21 protein-coding genes are annotated in these 21,611 nt (G+C 40.0%); 14 read left to right on the forward strand and 7 right to left on the reverse strand.

The features are described 5' to 3' along the window. Positions 1-97: 97 nt before the first annotated feature. The gene (locus L0B17_RS05620; protein ID WP_235088240.1) at positions 98-964 is read right to left on the reverse strand and encodes an amino acid ABC transporter; all 867 of its coding nucleotides are present in this window, start codon (positions 962-964) and stop codon (positions 98-100) included. Positions 965-1,302: 338 nt separating this feature from the next. On the opposite strand from L0B17_RS05620, the gene aroG reads away from it, so the two are divergent. Beyond that, positions 1,303-2,355: a 3-deoxy-7-phosphoheptulonate synthase AroG gene (gene aroG / locus L0B17_RS05625; protein ID WP_235088242.1), complete on the forward strand. Its 1,053-nt coding sequence runs from the start codon at positions 1,303-1,305 to the stop codon at positions 2,353-2,355. A 39-nt stretch (positions 2,356-2,394) separates the two neighbouring features. Here aroG and L0B17_RS05630 read toward each other — a convergent pair whose 3' ends face one another. After that, positions 2,395-2,571, reverse strand: a complete 177-nt coding sequence (locus L0B17_RS05630) for a hypothetical protein (protein ID WP_235088244.1) — start codon at positions 2,569-2,571, stop codon at positions 2,395-2,397. Between the two features lie 408 nt (positions 2,572-2,979). Here L0B17_RS05630 and L0B17_RS05635 point away from each other — a divergent pair, with 408 nt between their 5' ends. Further along, a complete protein-coding gene (locus L0B17_RS05635) occupies positions 2,980-4,764 on the forward strand; it encodes an ABCB family ABC transporter ATP-binding protein/permease (RefSeq protein WP_235088246.1) in 1,785 nt (594 codons plus the stop codon). A gap of 366 nt (positions 4,765-5,130) precedes the next feature. After that, positions 5,131-5,376, forward strand: coding sequence for a hypothetical protein (locus L0B17_RS05640; protein WP_235088248.1), 246 nt, complete (start codon positions 5,131-5,133; stop codon positions 5,374-5,376). Positions 5,377-5,452: 76 nt separating this feature from the next. On the opposite strand, the gene L0B17_RS05645 is transcribed toward L0B17_RS05640, so the two are convergent. Both L0B17_RS05645 and L0B17_RS05650 read right to left on the reverse strand, forming a co-directional pair. Then, positions 5,453-5,644, reverse strand: a complete 192-nt coding sequence (locus tag L0B17_RS05645) for a hypothetical protein (protein ID WP_235088249.1) — start codon at positions 5,642-5,644, stop codon at positions 5,453-5,455. A 181-nt stretch (positions 5,645-5,825) separates the two neighbouring features. After that, positions 5,826-7,316 (reverse strand): FMN-binding glutamate synthase family protein, encoded by a 1,491-nt coding sequence (locus L0B17_RS05650; protein ID WP_235088251.1) that lies wholly within the window; start codon positions 7,314-7,316, stop codon positions 5,826-5,828. A gap of 340 nt (positions 7,317-7,656) precedes the next feature. On the opposite strand from L0B17_RS05650, the gene L0B17_RS05655 reads away from it, so the two are divergent. The 6 genes from L0B17_RS05655 to L0B17_RS05680 all read left to right on the forward strand — a co-directional run bounded on the left by L0B17_RS05655 (position 7,657) and on the right by L0B17_RS05680 (position 14,017). After that, positions 7,657-8,265, forward strand: coding sequence for a DUF5610 domain-containing protein (locus L0B17_RS05655; protein WP_235088253.1), 609 nt, complete (start codon positions 7,657-7,659; stop codon positions 8,263-8,265). Between the two features lie 11 nt (positions 8,266-8,276). Further along, entirely contained in the window at positions 8,277-9,026 is a 750-nt protein-coding gene (locus L0B17_RS05660) for a ferredoxin--NADP reductase (RefSeq protein WP_235088255.1), read from the forward strand. Positions 9,027-9,201: 175 nt separating this feature from the next. Further along, on the forward strand, positions 9,202-10,209 hold the full coding sequence (locus L0B17_RS05665; protein WP_235088256.1) for an extracellular solute-binding protein: 1,008 nt from the start codon (positions 9,202-9,204) through the stop codon (positions 10,207-10,209). Positions 10,210-10,296: 87 nt separating this feature from the next. Next, positions 10,297-11,928, forward strand: a complete 1,632-nt coding sequence (locus L0B17_RS05670) for an ABC transporter permease (RefSeq protein ID WP_235088258.1) — start codon at positions 10,297-10,299, stop codon at positions 11,926-11,928. 1 nt (position 11,929) lies between these two features. After that, positions 11,930-12,958 (forward strand): ABC transporter ATP-binding protein, encoded by a 1,029-nt coding sequence (locus L0B17_RS05675; RefSeq protein ID WP_235088259.1) that lies wholly within the window; start codon positions 11,930-11,932, stop codon positions 12,956-12,958. Positions 12,959-13,078: 120 nt separating this feature from the next. After that, the gene (locus L0B17_RS05680) at positions 13,079-14,017 is read left to right on the forward strand and encodes a Dyp-type peroxidase (protein ID WP_235088261.1); all 939 of its coding nucleotides are present in this window, start codon (positions 13,079-13,081) and stop codon (positions 14,015-14,017) included. 180 nt (positions 14,018-14,197) lie between these two features. Here L0B17_RS05680 and argR read toward each other — a convergent pair whose 3' ends face one another. Both argR and L0B17_RS05690 read right to left on the reverse strand, forming a co-directional pair. Continuing rightward, positions 14,198-14,668: a transcriptional regulator ArgR gene (gene argR, locus L0B17_RS05685; protein WP_235088262.1), complete on the reverse strand. Its 471-nt coding sequence runs from the start codon at positions 14,666-14,668 to the stop codon at positions 14,198-14,200. A gap of 165 nt (positions 14,669-14,833) precedes the next feature. Then, positions 14,834-15,250, reverse strand: a complete 417-nt coding sequence (locus L0B17_RS05690; protein WP_235088264.1) for an META domain-containing protein — start codon at positions 15,248-15,250, stop codon at positions 14,834-14,836. A gap of 98 nt (positions 15,251-15,348) precedes the next feature. Between L0B17_RS05690 and L0B17_RS05695 the strand changes: the two genes are divergently transcribed. The 3 genes from L0B17_RS05695 to L0B17_RS05705 are packed head-to-tail and all read left to right on the forward strand — an operon-like array spanning position 15,349 to position 16,680. After that, complete coding sequence (locus L0B17_RS05695; protein WP_336246489.1) at positions 15,349-15,648, forward strand: hypothetical protein; 300 nt, start codon at positions 15,349-15,351, stop codon at positions 15,646-15,648. Further along, positions 15,645-16,199: a GNAT family N-acetyltransferase gene (locus tag L0B17_RS05700; RefSeq protein WP_235088266.1), complete on the forward strand. Its 555-nt coding sequence runs from the start codon at positions 15,645-15,647 to the stop codon at positions 16,197-16,199. Before L0B17_RS05695 ends, L0B17_RS05700 begins: the two co-directional genes overlap by 4 nt. Positions 16,200-16,206: 7 nt before the next feature. Next, positions 16,207-16,680, forward strand: a complete 474-nt coding sequence (locus L0B17_RS05705) for a hypothetical protein (protein WP_235088267.1) — start codon at positions 16,207-16,209, stop codon at positions 16,678-16,680. A 114-nt stretch (positions 16,681-16,794) separates the two neighbouring features. On the opposite strand, the gene metK is transcribed toward L0B17_RS05705, so the two are convergent. Further along, entirely contained in the window at positions 16,795-17,946 is a 1,152-nt protein-coding gene (metK, locus tag L0B17_RS05710) for a methionine adenosyltransferase (RefSeq protein ID WP_235088269.1), read from the reverse strand. A gap of 510 nt (positions 17,947-18,456) precedes the next feature. On the opposite strand from metK, the gene tkt reads away from it, so the two are divergent. After that, the gene (gene tkt, locus L0B17_RS05715; RefSeq protein ID WP_235088270.1) at positions 18,457-20,451 is read left to right on the forward strand and encodes a transketolase; all 1,995 of its coding nucleotides are present in this window, start codon (positions 18,457-18,459) and stop codon (positions 20,449-20,451) included. A 140-nt stretch (positions 20,452-20,591) separates the two neighbouring features. Further along, entirely contained in the window at positions 20,592-21,611 is a 1,020-nt protein-coding gene (epd, locus tag L0B17_RS05720) for an erythrose-4-phosphate dehydrogenase (RefSeq protein WP_235088272.1), read from the forward strand.

A 21,611-nucleotide genomic window follows, 5' to 3' on the forward strand; every position in this document is an offset into this window, starting at 1 on the left:
TGGCTTAGTGCACAATAAATTAGCTTAAGCTCAGCAGAGTCAATTCTGTTTAGCCGGCCCCTTCGCTACAAAAACAACTTTGAAAGATCAACAGGCCTTAGTGTTGGTTATATTGAGTGTTATATTTACCTTGCTCTGCATCAAGTAATATTTGCTGATACAGATTACTTTGTTTTAGTTGAGATATAGCTTCATCAACTAAAATGGCGGTTTGTTGATCATGGCAAGCAATATAGCGCGGCGATTGATTGAATAAGATCATTTGGGTGACTTCAAAGGGATCTTTAATTCTGTGTTGAAGTTTATGGCGGTAGTGATCAAAAATACGCTGCTCCAAAATAATCATTTGTGTATGTTCACTAAATAGCATTAGCACCTGACTTTTTTGGCTCGCAATTTCAGTATAATCTTGATGCTGTGTCGATGCAGCGATAAATTCATCGCCTAAATATTGACTGGCGTTTTGAAAAGCAATTAAAGAATACTTTTTAAGATCGTTGACCGTATCGATTTTGAGTTTGTTTTTGGTTAAATAAAATAGGCTATTTTGATATTCAATTAAACTTTGAGTCAGAAATAGGCCATCGTCAGTAGAAGGGGCGTTAATAATGCAATCCACTTCTTTGGTTTTTACCAATCTTAATGCTCGTAAATTAGTCGCATAAGTGATGCTGCCTAATTCTAGGTGATTCATCTGTAACGCGCTGATGAGCAAATTATACTGTAAACCGCCTTTCTTCTCGATAAAGAAGTAAGGTTCTATGCTGTTACTGGTAGTAAAAGTGATTGGTTTATTGATTGATGCAGGGTCAGTCAGGCCAATGCCAGTAAAGTCTTCACCAGTATAGGTTAGTTCTGTCGATGAAAAAACGGGGGGAATTAGCATAAAGCTACATAAACACATAAAAGACCAGTAATGACTCAGTTTAGTATGTTGTTTAATTGTTTGACTTTGTAATCTCAAATTATTTCACCTTTAAAACTGCAACATTACCAATAGAGCTTATTGGATAACCATTATTCAGATGTGACTAAAGTATAACAAGCTCGGAATAATCTTGCTGAAGATATTTTGATGGTGTGATTTTATGATTAAGAAAAGTATTTATAAATTAATTAAGTAGAAATATATTCTTCATAAAAAACAACTATATAAAAACAATATATTTAAATATGAATAGTTTATTGATTTGTGAGTGGATAATGAGTAAATTTTAATGTCATGTTCTGTAAATGCCATTCATTTGAAGCTAATCATTGCAAAACGATTGAAATTTAGCCAGTAAGCCGGAGTTGTATTATATGTATTATCAAAACGATGATGTGCGCATCAATGAAGTAAAAGAGTTACTTCCCCCTATAGCCATTTTAGAGCGATTTCCGGCGTCTGAAAATGCATCTGAAACGGTATTTACTGCGCGCAATAGCATTCATAATATTTTGGCTAGAAAAGATGACCGTTTATTAGTTGTGATAGGGCCTTGTTCTATTCATGACACTAAAGCTGCACTTGAATATGGCCAACGCTTAGCTGTTATGCGCGAAAAATATGCCGATGAGCTTGAAGTGGTTATGCGAGTGTATTTTGAAAAACCACGTACAACCGTGGGGTGGAAAGGACTTATTAATGATCCCTTTATGGATAACAGCTTTAAATTAAATGATGGACTGCGTACAGCACGTAAACTGCTTGTTGATTTAAATGATCTTGGTATTCCCACCGCTGGCGAGTATTTAGATATGATTACCCCACAATATGTGGCCGATATGATGTGTTGGGGGGCTATTGGTGCTCGTACGACAGAATCTCAAGTTCACCGTGAGCTTGCATCGGGATTATCATGCCCAGTAGGATTTAAAAATGGTACCGATGGCACGATAAAAGTGGCCATTGATGCGATAGGGGCAGCGAATGCGCCACATCATTTCTTATCTGTGACCAAGTTTGGTCATTCGGCTATTGTTTCTACCAAAGGAAATCCTGACTGTCATATCATTTTACGTGGAGGCAAAAAGCCTAATTATAGCGCAGAAGATGTCAGTAAAATTCAATCACAACTTATTTCGTCTCAATTAGCTGACAATATCATGATTGACTTTAGCCATGCCAATAGTGAGAAGGATTATAAACGTCAGATGCTAGTCGCTGAAGATGTTGCAGGTCAGATCGCTGCCGGTAATCATGGTATTTTTGGGGTGATGGTTGAAAGCCATTTAGTTGAAGGACGTCAAGATATCCTTGATGGTAAAGCAGCATGTTATGGACAAAGTGTCACCGACGGATGTATAGGTTGGCAAGATACCGAATCGCTTCTGGCCATCCTGAGTGACAGTGTAATTAAACGCAGAGGTTAGACTGACTTAAGGTTTAATAAATATGGCGCATTACGCGCCTTATTTATTAAGGCTTTGGGTCAAATACTCATTAGCTTTGGCGAGTGTTCCAAATGCGAGAATGAGATTGTTACGCCCTTTGTCTTGTAATTCAGGGTTATCCGACTCAATCATCATCCAAACCCATGTTTGAATTAACTGTAGTGGAGGGTATTTTATATTCGTACTGTCTAACATAAAGCTTCCTACCAATCATATTCAATTAACAATTACGCCATTTACTCATTAGCTTATTACGCTAATTTTTTGGGGTAACCTAGTACGGTTAAAGAGTAACAAATTCTGATCTTAGACATAACTCTTATTAGAGTAAAAAAAGGATAAAAGGCAATTTATTTTCAATTAATTAGTATTTTTGATGTGCTTTGATTTAATTTAGTAGGTTAAAAGTATTGTTTTAATCGATTTAATTGGGGAATTTAGGGCTGATAAGTATTTTTATGCCTGTTTTCATTATGTAGCGGGTGCCATAGCGCTAATTTTGCACTTGTTAACATCATTGGTGCGAGTGCAGTGTTATCATGCCTACAGAGGAAATTGTCTTTTATTTCAATATTGTTCGCCATTGATTAACTGGAGCTATTTATGCGGCCATCCGCTTATTTTGAAGGACCTGTAGGTAGGCTTAACTGGACTGTCTTAGGTATGCTTTGGCCTTATTTATTAGAGTTTAAAGGACGTATCTTTTTAGCTATGACTTGCTTAGTCGTGGCGAAGTTGGCCAGCGTGGGTTTACCCTTCATTTTAAAAGAGTTAGTCGATACTTTAGACAGTAACACCGCCGTGGTCAATGCAGTGGTAGTAGCCCCAATTGCACTAGTACTTGCATATGGTGGGATCCGATTCCTTAATGTGGTGATAGGCGAGATACGTGACACGCTTTTTGGTCGAGTCACTGAAAGAGCCATGCGACGATTAGGTTTGGCCGTATTTGAGCATTTGCATCGACTAGATTTAGATTTTCATTTAGATCGTCGAACAGGCGGCTTATCTAGAGATATTGAACGCGGTACCAGCGGTGTAAGCTTTTTGATGCGTTTTATGGTGTTTAATATTGTACCGACCCTGCTTGAAATCACTTTAGTCATTGGTATTTTTTTCTATCAATATGGCATTAGCTTTGCGTTGATTACACTTGTTGCTGTTGTTGCTTATATTGGGTATTCGGTTATGGCGACCGAGTGGCGTACTGAGTTTGTACGCGAGGCCGCTCGAGCAGACTCTTTGTCTAACACGCGTGCTATTGATAGTTTACTTAACTATGAAACAGTTAAGTATTTTAATAATGAAACACATGAAGCAGCACGTTATGACTCTGCCCTTGCGGATTGGGAAGTGGCAAAGCGAAAAAACCGTTTGTCATTATTTGCTCTTAATGCCGGGCAGGCATCTATTATCGCGATTGCGATGACGGCAATGATGTGGCTTGCGGCGTATGAGGTCACTGAAAAAACCATGACAATTGGTGATTTTGTGCTGATTAATGCCTTTATGATGCAGTTATTTATCCCACTTAACTTTTTAGGCTTTGTTTATAGAGAGATCCGAGGTGCGCTGGCTAATATTGAACGTATGTTTGATATTTTGGATAAGCAACCAACAGTGGTTGATAGGGAACATGCCGATGATCAACCTCCTGAGCTTGGGACGATTAAGTTTGAGAATGTCAGTTTTCAATATGATGAAAGGCAAATATTAAACAACGTTAGCTTTGAAATTCCTTTAGGCAAGAAAGTTGCTGTGGTTGGAGACAGTGGTGCTGGAAAATCAACGCTTATTAAATTACTGTTCCGTTTTTACGATGTTAATAAGGGCCGCATTACCATCAATGACGTTGATATTCGCGATTTAACTCAACAGGCGCTGAGACGAGCGATTGCGATTGTTCCACAAGATACGGTGTTATTTAATGACTCCTTATTTGAAAATATTCGCTACGGTAGACCCGATGCAACCCAAATTGAAATTGAGAATGCAGCTGAATTAGCTCATTTGAGTGAATTTATTAATGTACTCCCTAAACAATGGCAAACCAAAGTAGGTGAGCGTGGTTTAAAATTATCTGGAGGAGAGAAGCAACGGGTTTCTATCGCACGTGCAGTGTTAAAATCGACACCTTTTTTAGTATTCGATGAAGCGACATCATCTTTAGATAGTCGATCTGAAAAAGCCATTTTAAATGCTCTGCGTGATGCTGCTAAGGGTCATACAAGTTTAGTTGTAGCGCATCGTTTATCGACAATTATCGATGCTGATATGATTGTCGTATTAAGTAAAGGACAAGTCGTTGAAACAGGGACTCACGCGGAGTTGATCAATAACAAAGGTCTATATGCACACCTATGGACGATTCAGAATGAGCAAACTTAAAAGATAATTAAGTTAAAATGTTAACCGGTTGCAAGCAAAAAGGCATAGCTAACCTGTCATTTGTGTTGAAAAAAAGGCGCATTAACACGTCAATAACGAGCCTATTGCACGTACTCTTGTGTAAACAAATAACGCAGCTAGCAAGACAAATAGCTGCTTGATAAAGGTTTATTATCCCGAGCAGAGGTTAGCTAGTGTTTATGAATAGTGTTTGAGTATAATTAACCCCGTTATTCAAATGTACAGTGGGGGACTTTATTAGTAAAGTGACTCAATAGCTTTGAATAGTTGGACGACATATCTTAAGTGCTAGTTTTAAGTACCAATCACATATTTTTAAATGCTAATCACATATGGAGATGGCTGATGCAGAATATTCTTTTAATCGCAGCCCTAGAAGGAACTCAACATCAGGTGAGTACAGATTGGTTTGCTATTGTTGCTATGTTGAAAGCACGAGAATTGTCAGAGGATGAAATTAACCGTGTTTATAATGAGTTATGTGCAGGGTTAAGAGTCACTACCCGTGGAGTAACATTAGCAAAACAATCCGCTAATGAGCTAAACAAAAAAATTATTAAACACTCTGAAAATAAGGGTTTACTAATATAGGTTTGTAGTAAGGGGGATTTAATTTATAGTTTTAGTTGGAAAAACCATACTGAACTATTAAGTGTTATTGAGGGTGTTATTTTTTTTTCCAACCAATACAAACCAGTTTTATTAAGGTATTTGGCTCCGTCATAGGCACAAGTCTGGTGATTTTACCTTGTTCAAAACACACCATCTCACCTTCTATTTCTGTCAGGCGATCGCAATTTTTACAGCTGTTGCTGGCTATTTTTCCATTGGCGGCTGCTTGAGTGTTCTTTAAGTTCAAGATTATACCCTTTAAAGTATTTTATATCGGTTATAACCGCTAACTTGTATTTGCTACCTTGTCGCGATTATAGGTGACACATATTACACTTTAACTTTGTAATGTGATCCACGTATCACCTTATAGTTTAACTGATAATCAAAAAGCTTGAAAGTAATACTTTAGGGGTATATTGAGAAATCTAACTAATCAAGTGCTTGTAATGCTTATCTAGAGAAACAGATACCCCACTTGCAATAACAATGTGTGCATGTTTTCGCGTTAATTGTCTTGCATCATTAACACCGCAAGAGTGAGCTATCATTGTTAAATCATAGTGTAGGTAATGATTGTAGCTGGCTACACGAGTTGATTTATCTTTAGGATCTAGCCCTTGTTGTAATCGTTTATCATGGGTAGTGATACCTGTAGGACAAGTATCTTTATTGCATTGCAGTGATTGAATGCAACCCAAAGCAAACATATTGCCTCTGGCTGATGCGATAAAGTCAGCTCCCGTAGCGAGTGCCCATGCAACATAGGATGGCATCACTAATTTTCCGGTAGCAATAATTTTTATTCGTTGACGTAACCCTTTTTGAATAAGTAAGTCGACGAGTCTTGGCAGGCTTTCTCTTAGTGGTAAACCAACATTGTCCATAAGTGCCTGAGGGGCGGCTCCTGTTCCACCATCAGCACTGTCTAAGGTGAAAAAGTCTGGCGCATGCTCAAGTCCTCTCTGTGCAATTTCATCACACATGTCTTCAATCCAACTGATGTCGCCTATAACCGCCTTTATACCTGTGGGCTTACCAGTGGCATTTCTGACTTGAGCAACCATATCTAAAATATCTGCTACACAGTTAATTTCAGGGTGACCATTAGGGCTGATAGAGTCCTCACCAACTGGTATTCCCCTTATATTAGCGATTTCTTCAGTGACTTTTATACCAGGAAGTATGCCGCCTTTACCTGGTTTTGCACCTTGGCTGAGTTTAATTTCAAACATTTTTACCTGTGGATGAGCCGCGATTTGTTTCAGCTTGTCATCATCAAGGTGACCTTGAGCATTACGCACGCCATATTTTGCGGTGCCAATTTGAAATACTAGATCACAATTACCTTTTAGGTGATGTGGACTTAATCCACCTTCCCCCGTATTTAACCAGCAGCCAGCTTTTGCCGCGCCATGGGATAATGCGGTTATTGCAGGTCTTGATAATGCTCCAAAACTCATGGCTGAAATATGACAAATTTTATCAGTGGTATAAGGTGATGGACATTGCTCACCGACAGTCACTGTGACAGGTTCAACATGGACGTGATCACTGATTGGAAATGCCGAGTTGAGAAACAGAATACTGCCTTGTTTGTCTAAGGGCTGGGTTGAACCAAAAGCAATGGTACGCTCTACATTTTTGGCCGCTCGATATACCCAGCTGCGTTCAGCGCGATTAAAAGGTAACTCTTCACGGTCGTTAGCAAAAAAGTATTGCCTAAAAAACTCACCTTGTTTCTCAAATAAATACCGAAATCGACCTATAACAGGGTAGTTGTGTCTAATAGCTTGCTTGGTCTGTAATCTATCAGCGATGTACATATACACGACACTAATGATAGCGGCCCAAAATAGTATTAGAAACAGTCCTGTGAACAGATCTATCCCCCATAAAATCCACGGTTGAAGTTGCATGTATTACCCTTAAATGTAGTAAGTTAAATTGATCTCGAAAGATCGCAAACTCAATATAGTTGAATAATATCTTTTATCATTCAAATTTTTATTGAGTATCAAAAATAAGATCAATGTACGTGTAATAGCGAGTTTATAACAGATAAATGCCACTAAATTAATTGTTTAGAACTTAGTTTAGAGACTAATTCAATATTTATTGGGTGCAATAAGCGATTAAAGTAGTCAGAGCATCTAAAGTTAGGGTTGAGTTTAAATGATGTTATTTACAAATATCACTTTAGGTTAATTTTTACTCGTCGATAAAGAGATACCGATTTGAAAAAATGGAGCAGACTTCATGGAAATTAAACCAAATAAAAATATGGCGCAATTCACATCAGTGTCAAACAATGTCGAAAAAGACAAGCAGATTGCGGAAAAGAGTAGCAGCCAAGATGTGCGGTCAACGGACAAACAAGCCAGTATGTCTGTTAGCCAAATAACTAAACGATTGATGAATGGGCAAATTCTGGCGGCACAGGAAAAAGTGACGCTATCGTCGGGAGATCAATCACTGGCGTTGTTATATCGCAGTGCAATAGATGCTATTGATGCTGAGCTTGATTTAGTGCTGGGCGAAAATAAGCCATCAAAATCTATGGAGGTTGAGGTTGATTACTCACCTACAGCTACCGCTGATCGAATAGTGCAATTTGCCACAGGTTTTTTTGGGTTGTATCAACAACAAAACCCCGATGCTGATTTTGAAGGCCAGCTTAATAGCTTTATGGATAAAATATCTAAGGCGATAGATGACGGTTTTGGGCAAGCTAAGTCAATATTGTCTGGTTTGAAAGTACTTCAGGGGGATATTGCTGCAGGCGTTGACAGTACCTATGAACATATTCAAAGTGGATTAGCTAAGTTTAAGTTAGGCATGTTACCTTCTACTGAAGACTCGAAATAATAAGGTATGTTATGTGGGTAACTGGTGAAGTAATTGAGCGAATTGATTGGAATGACAAGCTTTTTTCTTTAAAAATTAAAGCACCTATTGAACCTTATATCGCTGGGCAATTTATTAAACTAAGCCAAATTCGTGATGATAAACGTATTGCTCGGGCGTACTCTGTGGTTAACCCACCTGGTAGCGATTATATTGAAATATTAGCGGTTGCTGTGGAAAATGGGCAATTATCACCCGACCTTCAATCGCTTTCTGCGGGTGATACTATTGAAGTAACACCCAAGGCAACAGGGTTTATGACCTTAGATGAAATTCCACACGGGGCATTACAAGGTAATCATTTGTGGTTGATATCTACCGGTACAGCCGTTGGGCCCTTTATTTCAATGTTGCTTACTGACGAGCCTTGGCAACGGTTTGAGAAAGTGGTGTTGGTCTATGGTGTACGTTTGGCTGAAGACTTAGCTTACTTGTCGGCTATTAAGCAGCTGCAAGCAAAATATCCACAGCAATTTCATTTTATTCCTATTGTGACTCGCGAACCGTTTGAAGGTGCATTGACATGTCGTATTCCCGATGCAATTAATAGCGGCTTATTACAACAGAAGGTGTCATTAGCGATTAATGCTGAAGATTCTCAAGTGATGATTTGTGGTAACCCAGGCATGATTGCTGATGCACAAACTGCGTTATTAACATTAGGATTAACTAAAAATCTTAGACGTGCCCCAGGGCAAATCACAGTAGAGAAATATTGGTAATAAGTCACAGCGTTATTGGTATGTAATGTTTAGCGTGATCTAAATCAACATCAATACAAATTCTGTAAAAGGCACTTGCTCCTTTTGTGCTGATCATTTACCCTTGTCGCGATTGATAATTATTATCATTGTTAATTGCTTTTGGTCGTTTCAACCAACGAAGGGAAATACACAAATGAGAATGGTAAAAGGTACTGCGGTTTTAGGTTTAGCCAGTTTAGCCTGTTCAGCCATGGCGGATGAAGCGTTAACTGTGTATTCATATCGACAAGCATTTTTAGTTGAGCCTATCTTAGAGCAGTTTACTCAAAATACGGGTATTAAGGTTAATGTTGTATTTGCTAAAGATGGTATTGCAGAACGTATTGAACGTGAAGGCCGTTTATCTCCTGTTGATGTGGTATTAACATCTGATTTTTCTCGTTTAATGGAACTCGTTGAAAAAGACCTCGTCTCTGCTGTGAACAATGAGGTGATTAATAACAATATTCCTGAAGTTTATCGTTCACCTAACAATGATTGGTATGCGCTGACTATGCGAGTGCGTAATGTATATTCTTCCAAAGAACGCACAGGCAAGATTGATATCGATTATGAAGACCTAGCTAAGCCTGAATACAAAGGTAAAATTTGTACTCGCAGTGGTAAGCATCCTTACAATGTGGCGTTAGTGGCCTCAATGATTGCGCATCATGGTGAGGCGGAAACCAAAACCTGGTTAACAGGTGTAAAAGCTAACTTAGCGCGTAAACCTCAAGGTAATGATCGTGATCAAGTATTAGCGGTTAAAGAAGGGATGTGCGATGTCGCCCTCGGTAATAGCTATTATTACGGCAACATGTTGATCGACGAAAACCAAAAAAGTTGGGCTGAAGCCGTTTATATTAACTTTCCTAACCAGGCTAATCGTGGCGCTCACATTAACGTCTCAGGTATGGCGTTAGCTAAATTTTCTCCAAGTAAAGGTAATGCAATCAAATTAATGGAGTTTTTAACCTCTAATGTTGCTCAGCAAGCCTATGCGGACGTTAACATGGAATATCCGGTTAAAGCTGATGTGAAGCCATCAAAACTTGTGGCATCATGGGGCGAATTTAAAGCAGATTCACTTCCTATTTATAAATTGGCTGAAAATCATCAAGCGGCAGTGAAGCTACTTGATGAAGTAAAATTTGACCTTTAATATCAATATTGATATTACGCCAGTTCTGCATTGTCATTCAATACGGTGTCGAGGATTGTACCGTATTGATTTAACTGGATAGTTTTTATGATTTTAGGTTTATCCAGAAGCTGGTCGCTTACTGGTTACTTAATAGCGGCGGTGATTACACTGCCGCTTATTGCATTAATAGTGCAAGCCACATTTCCCGATGAAGCCGTTTTTAAGCATCTGTTTGATACAGTACTACCAACCTATATTGCTAACAGCTTATTACTTATGTTACTGGTGGGTATTGGGTCGTTAGTTATTGCTGTACCTGCAGCTTGGTTTGTTGCTCGTTGCGAGTTTCCAGGACGCCGATATTTTCAATGGTTATTGCTGTTACCTCTGGCTATGCCTGCTTATATCGTTGCCTATGTTTATACTGATATGCTGGATTATGCTGGTCCTGTACAGCGTGTCTTAAGAGGTTTTTTCCATTGGAGTTCTCCGCACGATTACTACTTTCCTGCTATTCGTAGTCTAGGCGGTGCAGCGATTATGTTATCGTTAGTGCTGTTCCCGTATATTTATTTATTGGCTCGTACCGCTTTTATGGAGCAGTCTTCTAGTCTATTGCATGCATCGCGAATTATGGGTTCGAGTCCTTGGCGCAGTTTTTTGCGTGTCGCTTTACCTATGTCGCGTCCAGCGTTAGCAGTAGGTGTTGCACTGGTTGCAATGGAAACCGCTGCCGACTATGCCACTGTAAGCTATTTTGCTGTACCAACATTAACCACGGCAGTGTATGACACTTGGCTGGGGTATGGCAGTTTAACTGCGGCGGCCAAATTGTCTGCAATTATGCTATTAGTGATCTTTACCGTGGTTGGCGTCGAGCGATTTGCTCGGCGTAAGCAAGAGTTATTTCAAAAGCAATCAGCGCTTAACGATAGTGATCGATATCGACTTAAAGGGCTTAAATCTTTTGCTGCTTGGGCATACTGTAGTACATTATTATTGTTTGCATTTTTATTACCCTTCGCGATTTTGACTACTTATGCCATCGATTATTTTGACCAAAGTTGGGACGATCGTTTTTGGCAATATAGCTGGAATAGCTTATATATTGCCGTGCTCGTCAGCGTAGTTTGCTTATTATTAGCCTTATTATTGATGTTTGTACGTCGGGTTAGCCCTAGAGAATATGATTATTTGCCATCACGTTTAAGTTGCACGGGTTACGCTTTACCTGGCACAGTATTAGCCATCGGTGTGCTAGTGCCATTGACCTATTTAGATTTTGCGATTAACGATGTCTATGACTGGCTAGGGGCTAAGGGCCCTGGTTTGTTATTTACAGGCAGTGCTTTTGCGATTGTATTTGCGCTCACAGTGCGTTTTTTAGCGATAGCTGTTGGCAGTATTGAGAGTAGTTATAAACGCATATCGCCATCATTAGATATGGCAAGTATTACTATGGGGCAAAAGCCTAAACAGCTATTAATGCGTGTTCATTTACCTCTATTGCGCAAAGGATTATTGGCCGGTGCACTATTGGTGTTCATTGAAAGTATGAAAGAGCTTCCCGCGGCATTATTATTAAGGCCCATTGGCTTTGAAAATCTGGCAACCTATGTATTCCAGTTTGTGTCTGATGAAAAACTCGAACATGGGGCGTTGGCCGCCATTGTAATTGTATTTGTTGGACTTATCCCGTTGATTTACCTTAATCGTTCATTGGAGCATACTCGCTAATATGTCGACTCTTACCATCGAAAATGTCTTCAGTGATTATCAAGGTCAAGTGATTTTAAACGGGCTTAATTTAACCCTGCAGCAAGGTGAAATAGTCGCTTTACTTGGCCCTAGCGGTTGCGGTAAAACCACCTTGCTTCGTGCTATTGCAGGCTTACAGCCTATCAGTCAAGGCACTATTCAAATCAATGGCACCACCCTAACAGGCGATGATATATTTATTCCTAGTGAGCTGCGTGGGGTAGGGATGATTTTTCAAGATTATGCCTTGTTTCCGCATCTCAATGTAGCCGATAACATTCTGTTTGGGGTAAAAGGCCTTAATAAGGCCGCGCGCCAAGCCAGGTTAAATGAAATGCTCGAGCTAGTTAAGTTAGCTGGCTTGGGACAACGCTACCCCCATGAGTTGTCTGGTGGACAACAACAGCGTGTATCTATTGCACGTGCGCTAGCCTACGAGCCTCAGTTACTCTTGCTTGATGAGCCTTTTTCTAATATTGATGCGCAAGTACGTAACGAAATGATGCTTGAAATAAGAACTATTTTGAAACAACGTAATGTTAGTGCCGTATTTGTCACGCACAGTAAAGATGAAGCATTTGTATTTGCTGATAAATTAGCTTTATTTAAGCAAGGCGCTATTATTCAACATGGTTTGGCTGAAGACCTATACGCGCACCCTACAGATCGCTACGTTGCTGAGTTTTTAGGGGCGGGTAATTATTTACCAATAACGGTAACCAATAGCCAGCAAGTATCATCACCAATTGGTTTGTTGCAAAGTAGTGCCGCTATAAACTATCCTGTTGATTATCAAGGGCACCTATTACTTAGACCGCAACAAGTTGAACTGGTTGCTGATGATAATGGTGTGGCCACAATCGTGGATAGGCGGTTTTTAGGCACTGTTTGTCATTATTGGGTCAAAGTAGAAGAGCATTGTTTGGAAGTAAAAAGCCAAGTATTACAGTTGGCCCCTGGGCAGAAAGTTAATTTATTTGCGCCAACGCATCCCTTGGTTATTTTTTGATTTGTGTTATCGAAAAATTATTTTATGATGATTATAAGATTTTCAATCGATTGAATGCTGAATTCACTCATTCAGTTTAAGTCTTCTTTTCCGATAACAATCTAGGTGGTTTGTTTCAATATGGATAATCAGGTTATGCCGCGCGAGCAATTAGGGATATGTGCTGAAGGTAATTTACATAGTATTTATTTGATGTTTAATGCCAATGATGGTGTTGAAGACAAACTGCGTCCTTCGATTGCTAATGTAGCGCAATATATCTATGAACTAACAGATCAATATGCTGATAGTGCCTTCAATGGTTTTGTTGGCATTGGGGCTAATTTTTGGGATACCTATTATCCACAAGCTCGTCCAGCACTATTAAAACCCTTTCCGGCAATGAATGAAGGTAACCGTGATGCGCCAGCTATCGAGTATGATTTATTTATTCATATTCGCTGTGACCGTTTCGATATTTTGCATCTGGTGGCTAATGAAATTAACCAGATGTTTGAAGACTTGGTTGAGCTGGTAGACGAAGAACGCGGTTTCCGTTTTATGGATAGCCGTGATTTAACAGGCTTTGTTGATGGAACTGAAAACCCCAAAGGCCGTCATCGTCAACAGGTGGCTTTGGTGGCAGAGGAAGATCCTGAATTTAAATCAGGTAGTTATATTCATGTGCAGAAATTTGCTCACAACTTAAGCAAATGGCATCGTTTACCTGTCAAGAAGCAAGAAGATATTTTTGGCCGAACTAAACAAGATGATATTGAATATGAATCGGCAGATAAACCGTTAACCAGCCATACCAAGCGTGTAAATTTAAAAGATGTTGATGGTAATACCATGGAGATTTTACGTCAAAGTATGCCATACGGATCAGTTAAAGAGCAGGGGCTTATGTTTATCTCTAGCTGTAAAACACCTGATAACTTTGAGCAAATGCTGCGTAGCATGGTTTATGGTGATGGGCATGGCAACCATGACCATTTAATGCAGTTTACTAAAGCACTAACAGGGTCATCTTTTTTTGCACCTTCGCTGGATTTTTTAACTCAGTGGGAAGAAGAGTAATATCTTTGGCAGTTGAGTCGTTTTTGTCATGAATAATGGCTATTCACTGTCGCTGCTAACAAAAATACCCAATAAAAAAGCAATACGAAGGTATTGCTTTTTTATTGGGTATTTAAAAGTACACTGCTGACATTCGGGTGTTCGGCAATATTAAATAACTGCTTTGGTCTAACAGAGTCGTTACTCAGTGAAGTTAAATAACGACTTAACCGTTTCAAGCGTATCATCAATCGTTTTGATGCTTGAAGGGCTAATAAAGATAGTATCATCACCGGCAATAGTGCCTAAAATACCTTCAGGTTTACCTATTGAATCTAATAAACGTGCAATTAACTGAGCCGCGCCAGGACTGGTTCGTACCACTATCATGGCTTGGTTATGGTCTACATCAAGTACCAAGTTCTTCACCGGGCTGCCTGCTGTAGGCACACCTAATTCAGCGGGTAAGCAATAAACCATTTCTTGTTTGGCATTACGGGTTCTTACGGCCCCAAATTTACTTAGCATCCGTGATACTTTTGATTGGTTAATGTTGCCGAATCCTTCAGCTTGAAGCGCATTAACGATTTCACTTTGGCTGCCAAAGCGCTCTTCTTTTAAGATTGCTTTAAATGTTCTGACCAGGTCATCCTGATTTCTATTGGTTGGCATATTGTATTTTCTTCTTATAGTTGTTATTCAAAAAAACGCTTCATTTTGAATATAAATGAATTTTAAGTCAAGAAAAACCCGTTTTTTGTGAATATAAATTCAAACTTAAAAGCCGTGTGAAGTGTAGTAAATTGTTTACTTAACCTCAAACTGGGGACGTTTAGGTTATTTGTTTAATTTACTTAGCACCATGATGGTTGCACCACTTTTATTGATTAAACGTAACTTATCTTGATTAAACTGCGCGGTATGAACTAAAGGTAGTGCTAGCATGACTCTTTGCTCTTGTACCATGAGTGCTTCGATACAGGCTTTACGGGTTGAGCCGGCAGGTGACAGAGTCAGCAAGTCATTTTTAAGAGAATATTGACCCATAAACGGATTACAACTGGTGTTGCCTGTTAACTGACCATTTGCTGAAAAAACTAATTTAGCAGGACTGTAATCGATAGTAGGTTCTGACTGTACGGATTCAATATGCCATTGGCCAACAAGTGTTGTGGTGTTATCGATATCAGAATAACTTTGGCATGCGCTTAATGAGAAAATAACTGCTGCGACGCCTAAAAAATGCTTTATCATGTCTGTAATATTTACCTATATTGCTTCAATTGAGGCTATTCTACTTGATACTGTGTCAAAGTGATAACTCGTCATCGCCCTATTAGTGAGAAATCGATATGATTAAATGGTTAAAAGGGCTTCATTACTTAGGGTCATTACTGTTATTTGTGGGCAGCTATTTGCTGGTTTTTACTGAATCTAGCCAGCGTGCTCAGGGTATGTTGATGGTGGCCAGCTTTATTGGTTTAGGCTTGGCAATGATGACACCTTATCCGGTTGCATTAGTCATCGAATGGGCTAAAAAACAAGATACAGCAGCTTTATCTAACCTGAGGTCAGTAGAAAAGGCTGAAGCCGAAGTGCCTGAACCTGAACGTTCTCAATTAGAATCTGACAAATCGCAGGCAAAAGAGTGATCCTATACCGCAAAGCCAATCTCGCGGATGTCTCACAGTTAGTTGAGCTAGAACGCACCCATGTTAATGCTGAGTTAGGTCAGTTTGACCCTAGTTTGCAAGGGCAGGCTTTAACTGTTGCGCAAGTGACTTTATTAGTTAATCAACATTGGATTATGTTGGCGCTAGAGGGGCTGCAGATTGTTGGTTACGTTATTGCGGCTAAATGGGATTTCTTTGGTAAACAAGCACTGTACCAAAAAATAATTCAAAAGCTGCCACAATTAGAGATGGAACGAGATGGTTTTAAATTAACCCTTACTCAAGCCAATAGTTGTCAATATGGGCCAATTTGGATTGCTGAACAATATCGTGGCCGTGGTATTTTTGCTCATCTAGTGAATAATATTGCTGACACGGTTAGCAGCAAATATCGATATTTAGTTGCCTATATAGCCGAAGATAATAGCCGCTCATTTAGTGCCCATACTCAATATGCTGATATGCACGTTGTCGATTTTTTTAGTTTTCAACAGCGCGATTTTTACTTGTTAGTTAGAGTTATTTATTGAGATAAAAATGCTAAATATACCGTCAAAATTTGATGATTTGTTTGCGGCTTATCTTGGGCTGCGCCTGAGTGCGTTTGATAACGCTAAATTAGTGGTGGCTGTATTAGCCGCGCACCAATATCAATTTCAAGCCGCTGAGATAAAGTTAATCAACAAAGACGAGGTTCAATCAACACCACGTTATGCCATTAAGTGGCTAGGGCTAACTGATAATCAAGTCGACGTAGTTGATGTTAACACTGACATTTTAGACGACAGTAAAAGTGATATTTTTGACATAAATGGTATTGAAAGTTATTGCCGTGAAACACGTTATTGCTGGATAGATTGTGGCAAGATAAATCAATATGAAGTGGGATTGAGCTTAATTGATCCACAAGGCTGCAATATACAAGTAATTAACACAATCACTGTACCGGTAATGACCATGCAGCAAGTCGGTTTTATGTGCGTAGAAAGCGCTCATTTTGATCACTGTTGATTGCACTTATATTAACGTCGCAGTTAGCGGTCGGTTAATTTTAATTACCTCATATTATAAGCAATAAAAAACCGCCTGAATGGCGGTTTTTTAATTTAAACTAACCAGGATTAACTATAATCCAGCATCAGCTCGTAATATCTCAGCTTTATCAGTAGCTTCCCACGGGAACTCACTGCGACCAAAGTGACCGTAAGCCGCAGTCTTCTGATAAATAGGACGGGCTAAGTCTAACATTGCCGTCAAGCCATATGGGCGTAACTCGAAATGTTGACGAACCAACTTAATTAACACTTCTTCAGTTACTTTACCTGTGCCAAATGTTTCAATGCTAATTGAAGTAGGCTCAGCTACGCCAATAGCATAAGATACTTGAATTTCACAGCGATCAGCTAAGCCTGCAGCAACGATGTTTTTAGCCACATAGCGCGCAGCATAAGCCGCACTACGATCAACTTTTGAAGGATCTTTACCCGAAAAAGCGCCGCCGCCATGACGCGCCATGCCACCGTAGGTATCGACAATAATCTTACGGCCTGTTAAGCCACAGTCACCTACAGGGCCACCAATAACAAAACGGCCAGTAGGGTTAATAAAGTATTTAGTGTCTTTAGTTAACCAGTGCGAAGGCAATACTGGCTTAATGATGGTTTCCATCACAGCTTCAATTAAATCAGCTTGTTTAACTTCTTCTTTATGTTGGGTTGATAAGACAACTGCATCAATACCCACAATTTTGCCATCGTTATAAGCAAAGGTAATTTGGCTTTTAGCATCAGGACGTAACCAAGGTAAAGTCCCGTCTTTACGCACTTCTGATTGACGTTTAACTAATTTGTGCGCGTAAGTAATAGGTGCAGGCATTAATACGTCAGTTTCGTTGCTCGCATAACCAAACATTAACCCTTGGTCACCCGCGCCTTGCTCCGCTGGATCACTTCGGTCAACACCTTGATTAATATCAGGTGATTGTTTACCAATTGCATTCAAAACTGCACAAGAATCAGCATCAAAACCCATATCAGAATGAGTGTAGCCAATGTCGCGTACGGTTTTACGGGCAATTTCTTCGATATCAACCCAAGCAGAGGTGGTCACTTCGCCACCCACTAATACCATGCCTGTCTTAACATAGGTTTCACACGCAACACGAGCTTTTGGGTCTTGCTCAAGTATTGCGTCTAATACCGCATCAGAAATTTGATCGGCGATTTTATCTGGATGACCTTCTGAAACTGATTCAGAAGTGAACAAGTGCTTTGCCATAGTCGGAAATCTCATCGTTTGCTGGGAGAAAAATTCTATAGAATATACGTCTAGACGTCTATTCTAGTCGAAATTGATTTTGATAACACCCCTCAGTACGATCAAAAGCTAATATTTGTGCAATACTGACAAAAATCATTTATTAAGAATGGTTGTTGTTTTATATCGAATTTAATTAAGTTAATGATTATTTATACTTTTTACTTTTATAGCTGATGTCATTATTTTTGTTTTGTACAGTTATATGAACAATCTAAATCATGGAAAAATAATTATTGATGTCAGCATAATGAAAAATTTATCCCTAAAAGTAAAACCAATTGAATATTATTAACTTTAAATGTTAGCGCTAATATCCTAGGTTGCCGTCTCTATTAATTTAGTCATAAATACGCAAGTTGGTTTTATCTCAAGGTAAGATGAAATTAAAATTTGCGTCGCGCCGCCTAGTAGGGGAAAATATGTCTCCACAATTGCCCGCTAGACCTCATTTAACAAGCAGGAGAGAGCATGTCATCTCGTAAAGAACTCGCAAACGCAATTCGTGCGCTAAGTATGGATGCCGTTCAAAAAGCCAATTCTGGACACCCAGGCGCACCAATGGGTATGGCAGATATTGCTGAAGTATTATGGAATGATTTCCTAAAGCATAATCCAACTAACCCTAACTGGGCTGACCGTGACCGCTTTATTTTATCTAATGGCCATGGCTCAATGCTTATTTACTCTCTATTACATCTTTCGGGTTATGAGCTTTCAATTGAAGAGCTTAAAAATTTCCGTCAGTTGCACTCTAAAACGCCGGGTCACCCAGAATATGGTTATACCCCAGGTGTTGAAACCACCACGGGGCCACTTGGTGCTGGTATCAGTAATGCTGTTGGTATGGCGATTGCTGAAAAAACCTTAGCGGCGCAGTTTAACCGTGACGGCCACGATATCGTTGATCACTTCACTTACTGTTTCTTAGGTGATGGCTGTTTGATGGAAGGTATTTCACATGAAGCCTGTTCATTAGCCGGTACATTAGGTTTAGGTAAGTTAATTACCTTCTGGGATGACAACGGTATTTCTATCGATGGTCACGTTGAAGGTTGGTTTACTGATGATACGCCTAAGCGTTTTGAAGCATACGGTTGGCATGTTATTGCTGATGTTGACGGTCATAACCCTGATGCAATCCGCGCTGCAATTGAACAAGCTAAATCTGTAACTGATAAGCCAACGATGATTTGTTGTAAAACCATTATTGGTTTTGGTTCACCGAACAAATCTGGTAGCCATGATTGTCACGGCGCACCATTAGGTGATGCTGAAATTGCAGCCGCTCGCGAGTTCTTAAACTGGCCACATGCTCCTTTTGACATTCCATCAGATGTTTATGCTGGTTGGGATGCTAAACATAAAGGTGTGGCGAATGAGTCGTTATGGAATGACAAATTTGCGGCATACAAAGCGGCTCACCCAGCATTAGCGGCTGAGTTTGAACGTCGTGTATTAAACGGTGATTTACCTGCAGACTTTGAAGCTAAAGCGCAAGCATTTATTCAAGAATGCCAAGATAAAGCTGAAGGTATTGCGAGTCGTAAAGCATCACAAAACTCGATTGGTTTCTTTGGTGCTATGTTGCCTGAGTTACTTGGCGGCAGTGCAGACTTAGCGGGTTCAAACCTTACGCTATGGTCTGGTTCTAAAGGTATTCAAGACGATGCTGCCGGTAACTACATCTATTACGGTGTACGTGAGTTTGGTATGAGCGGCATTATGAATGGCGCGTCATTACACGGCGGCTTTATCAATTACGGCGCGACTTTCATGATGTTTATGGAATATGCACGTAATGCGGTACGTATGTCAGCGTTAATGGGGATTCAAAACATTTTTGTTTATACCCATGACTCAATCGGCCAAGGTGAAGATGGTCCAACTCACCAACCTGTAGAGCAATTAGCTAACTTACGTATGACACCTAATATGACAGTATGGCGTCCGTGTGATGCTGCTGAAACAGCGGTGTCTTGGAAAGCTGCAATCGAAACGCGCAAATCGCCAACGTCTTTAATCTTTAGCCGTCAAGGTCTTAAAGCTCAAGCGCGTAACGCTGAACAATTGGCTAATGTTGCTAAAGGCGGTTATGTGCTGGTTGATTGTGAAGGTACTGCCGACGTTATCTTAATTGCTACCGGTTCAGAAGTGCAGTTAGCGGTTGATTCTGCTGCGGCATTAACTGCAGATGGTATTAAAGTACGCGTAGTTTCTATGCCGTCGACCAATGTGTTTGACAAGCAAGATGCAGCTTACAAAGAGTCTGTATTACCTCGATCTGTGACTAAACGCGTTGCGATTGAAGCGGCTCACGTTGATTTCTGGCACAAGTATGTTGGTTTTGATGGCGATGTTGTCGGCATGACAACCTTCGGCGAATCAGCACCTGGTGGCGACTTACTGAAGCACTTTGGTTTTACTGTTGATAATGTGGTTAGCAAAGTTAAAGCACTGGCTTAATAACATGATCCACGGTTGACTCAAATTAGCGCTTATATGTTAAGTGCTTAATTGTGTATAATATGGCGGCCGACACTTTATGTGTCGGCCGTTTTTTATTTTTTTGCCTTAATAATCTCTCTCTTTATGCTGGGAATGGAATGATTCGAGTTGCAATAAATGGTTATGGTCGTATTGGTCGCTCCATTCTGAGGGCGTTATATGAATCAGGGAAGCGTGACCAAATTCAAATAGTGGCGATTAATGAACTCGCAAAACCCGACGCTATTCGTCATCTCACCCAATACGATACAACCCATGGCCGTTTTCAATATCAGGTCAGTTTAAAAGATAATCATCTTATTATTGGTGATGATGCGATTCTATTGCTTAATCAGTCTGACCCAAGTCAACTACCTTGGGCTGAGCTCGATATTGATATTGTTTATGAAGCCACGGGTAGCTTAAATGATCGTCAAGAGTGTGAAGTGCATATTCAAGCAGGCGCAAAACAAGTACTTATTTCTCATCCTTCTTCTCCCGATGTTGATGGCACTATAGTTTATGGGGTGAATCATGACTTATTACGGCCTGAGCATACCGTCGTGTCAAACGCATCCTGTACCACCAACTGTATTGTGCCGGTTATCGATGTACTAGATAAACATTTTACGGTTAAAAGTGGCGCAATTACCACGATTCACTCGGCGATGAATGACCAACAAGTGATTGATGCATATCATGATGATTTGCGTCGTACCCGCGCAGCCAGTCAGTCAATTATTCCAGTAGATACCAAGTTAGCTCGAGGCATTGAGCGTATATTGCCCCACATGAAAGACATGTTTGAGGCCATATCGGTACGCGTACCGACAATTAACGTTACCGCAATTGACCTGTCCGTTACCCTTGAGAAAAAAGTCGATATCGCCCAAATTAATCAGGTGTTAGCGCTGGCTTCAAATGGCAGTTTTAATGGTATTTTAGGTTATACAGAAGAGCCACTAGTGTCATGTGATTTTAACCATGACCCGCGTTCTAGTATTGTTGATGGCACCCAAACCCGTGTCAGCGCCGGGCATTTGGTAAAATTACTTTTATGGTGTGACAACGAGTGGGGTTTTGCTAACCGCATGCTCGACACCAGCTTGGCGATGATTCAAGCTAAGCAATCCAAATAA

The organism is Shewanella sp. OMA3-2 (genome assembly GCF_021513195.1).
Lineage (GTDB): Bacteria > Pseudomonadota > Gammaproteobacteria > Enterobacterales > Shewanellaceae > Shewanella.

Coding starts and splice junctions, on each gene's coding strand:
- aroG (WP_235088242.1), top strand. CDS start 1,303: ATGTATTATCAAAACGATGATGTGCGCATCAATGAAGTAAAAGAGTTA.
- L0B17_RS05630 (WP_235088244.1), bottom strand. CDS start 2,571: ATGTTAGACAGTACGAATATAAAATACCCTCCACTACAGTTAATTCAA.
- L0B17_RS05635 (WP_235088246.1), top strand. CDS start 2,980: ATGCGGCCATCCGCTTATTTTGAAGGACCTGTAGGTAGGCTTAACTGG.
- L0B17_RS05640 (WP_235088248.1), top strand. CDS start 5,131: ATGCAGAATATTCTTTTAATCGCAGCCCTAGAAGGAACTCAACATCAG.
- L0B17_RS05650 (WP_235088251.1), bottom strand. CDS start 7,316: ATGCAACTTCAACCGTGGATTTTATGGGGGATAGATCTGTTCACAGGA.
- L0B17_RS05655 (WP_235088253.1), top strand. CDS start 7,657: ATGGAAATTAAACCAAATAAAAATATGGCGCAATTCACATCAGTGTCA.
- L0B17_RS05660 (WP_235088255.1), top strand. CDS start 8,277: ATGTGGGTAACTGGTGAAGTAATTGAGCGAATTGATTGGAATGACAAG.
- L0B17_RS05665 (WP_235088256.1), top strand. CDS start 9,202: ATGAGAATGGTAAAAGGTACTGCGGTTTTAGGTTTAGCCAGTTTAGCC.
- L0B17_RS05670 (WP_235088258.1), top strand. CDS start 10,297: ATGATTTTAGGTTTATCCAGAAGCTGGTCGCTTACTGGTTACTTAATA.
- L0B17_RS05675 (WP_235088259.1), top strand. CDS start 11,930: ATGTCGACTCTTACCATCGAAAATGTCTTCAGTGATTATCAAGGTCAA.
- L0B17_RS05680 (WP_235088261.1), top strand. CDS start 13,079: ATGGATAATCAGGTTATGCCGCGCGAGCAATTAGGGATATGTGCTGAA.
- argR (WP_235088262.1), bottom strand. CDS start 14,668: ATGCCAACCAATAGAAATCAGGATGACCTGGTCAGAACATTTAAAGCA.
- L0B17_RS05690 (WP_235088264.1), bottom strand. CDS start 15,250: ATGATAAAGCATTTTTTAGGCGTCGCAGCAGTTATTTTCTCATTAAGC.
- L0B17_RS05695 (WP_336246489.1), top strand. CDS start 15,349: ATGATTAAATGGTTAAAAGGGCTTCATTACTTAGGGTCATTACTGTTA.
- L0B17_RS05705 (WP_235088267.1), top strand. CDS start 16,207: ATGCTAAATATACCGTCAAAATTTGATGATTTGTTTGCGGCTTATCTT.
- metK (WP_235088269.1), bottom strand. CDS start 17,946: ATGGCAAAGCACTTGTTCACTTCTGAATCAGTTTCAGAAGGTCATCCA.
- tkt (WP_235088270.1), top strand. CDS start 18,457: ATGTCATCTCGTAAAGAACTCGCAAACGCAATTCGTGCGCTAAGTATG.
- epd (WP_235088272.1), top strand. CDS start 20,592: ATGATTCGAGTTGCAATAAATGGTTATGGTCGTATTGGTCGCTCCATT.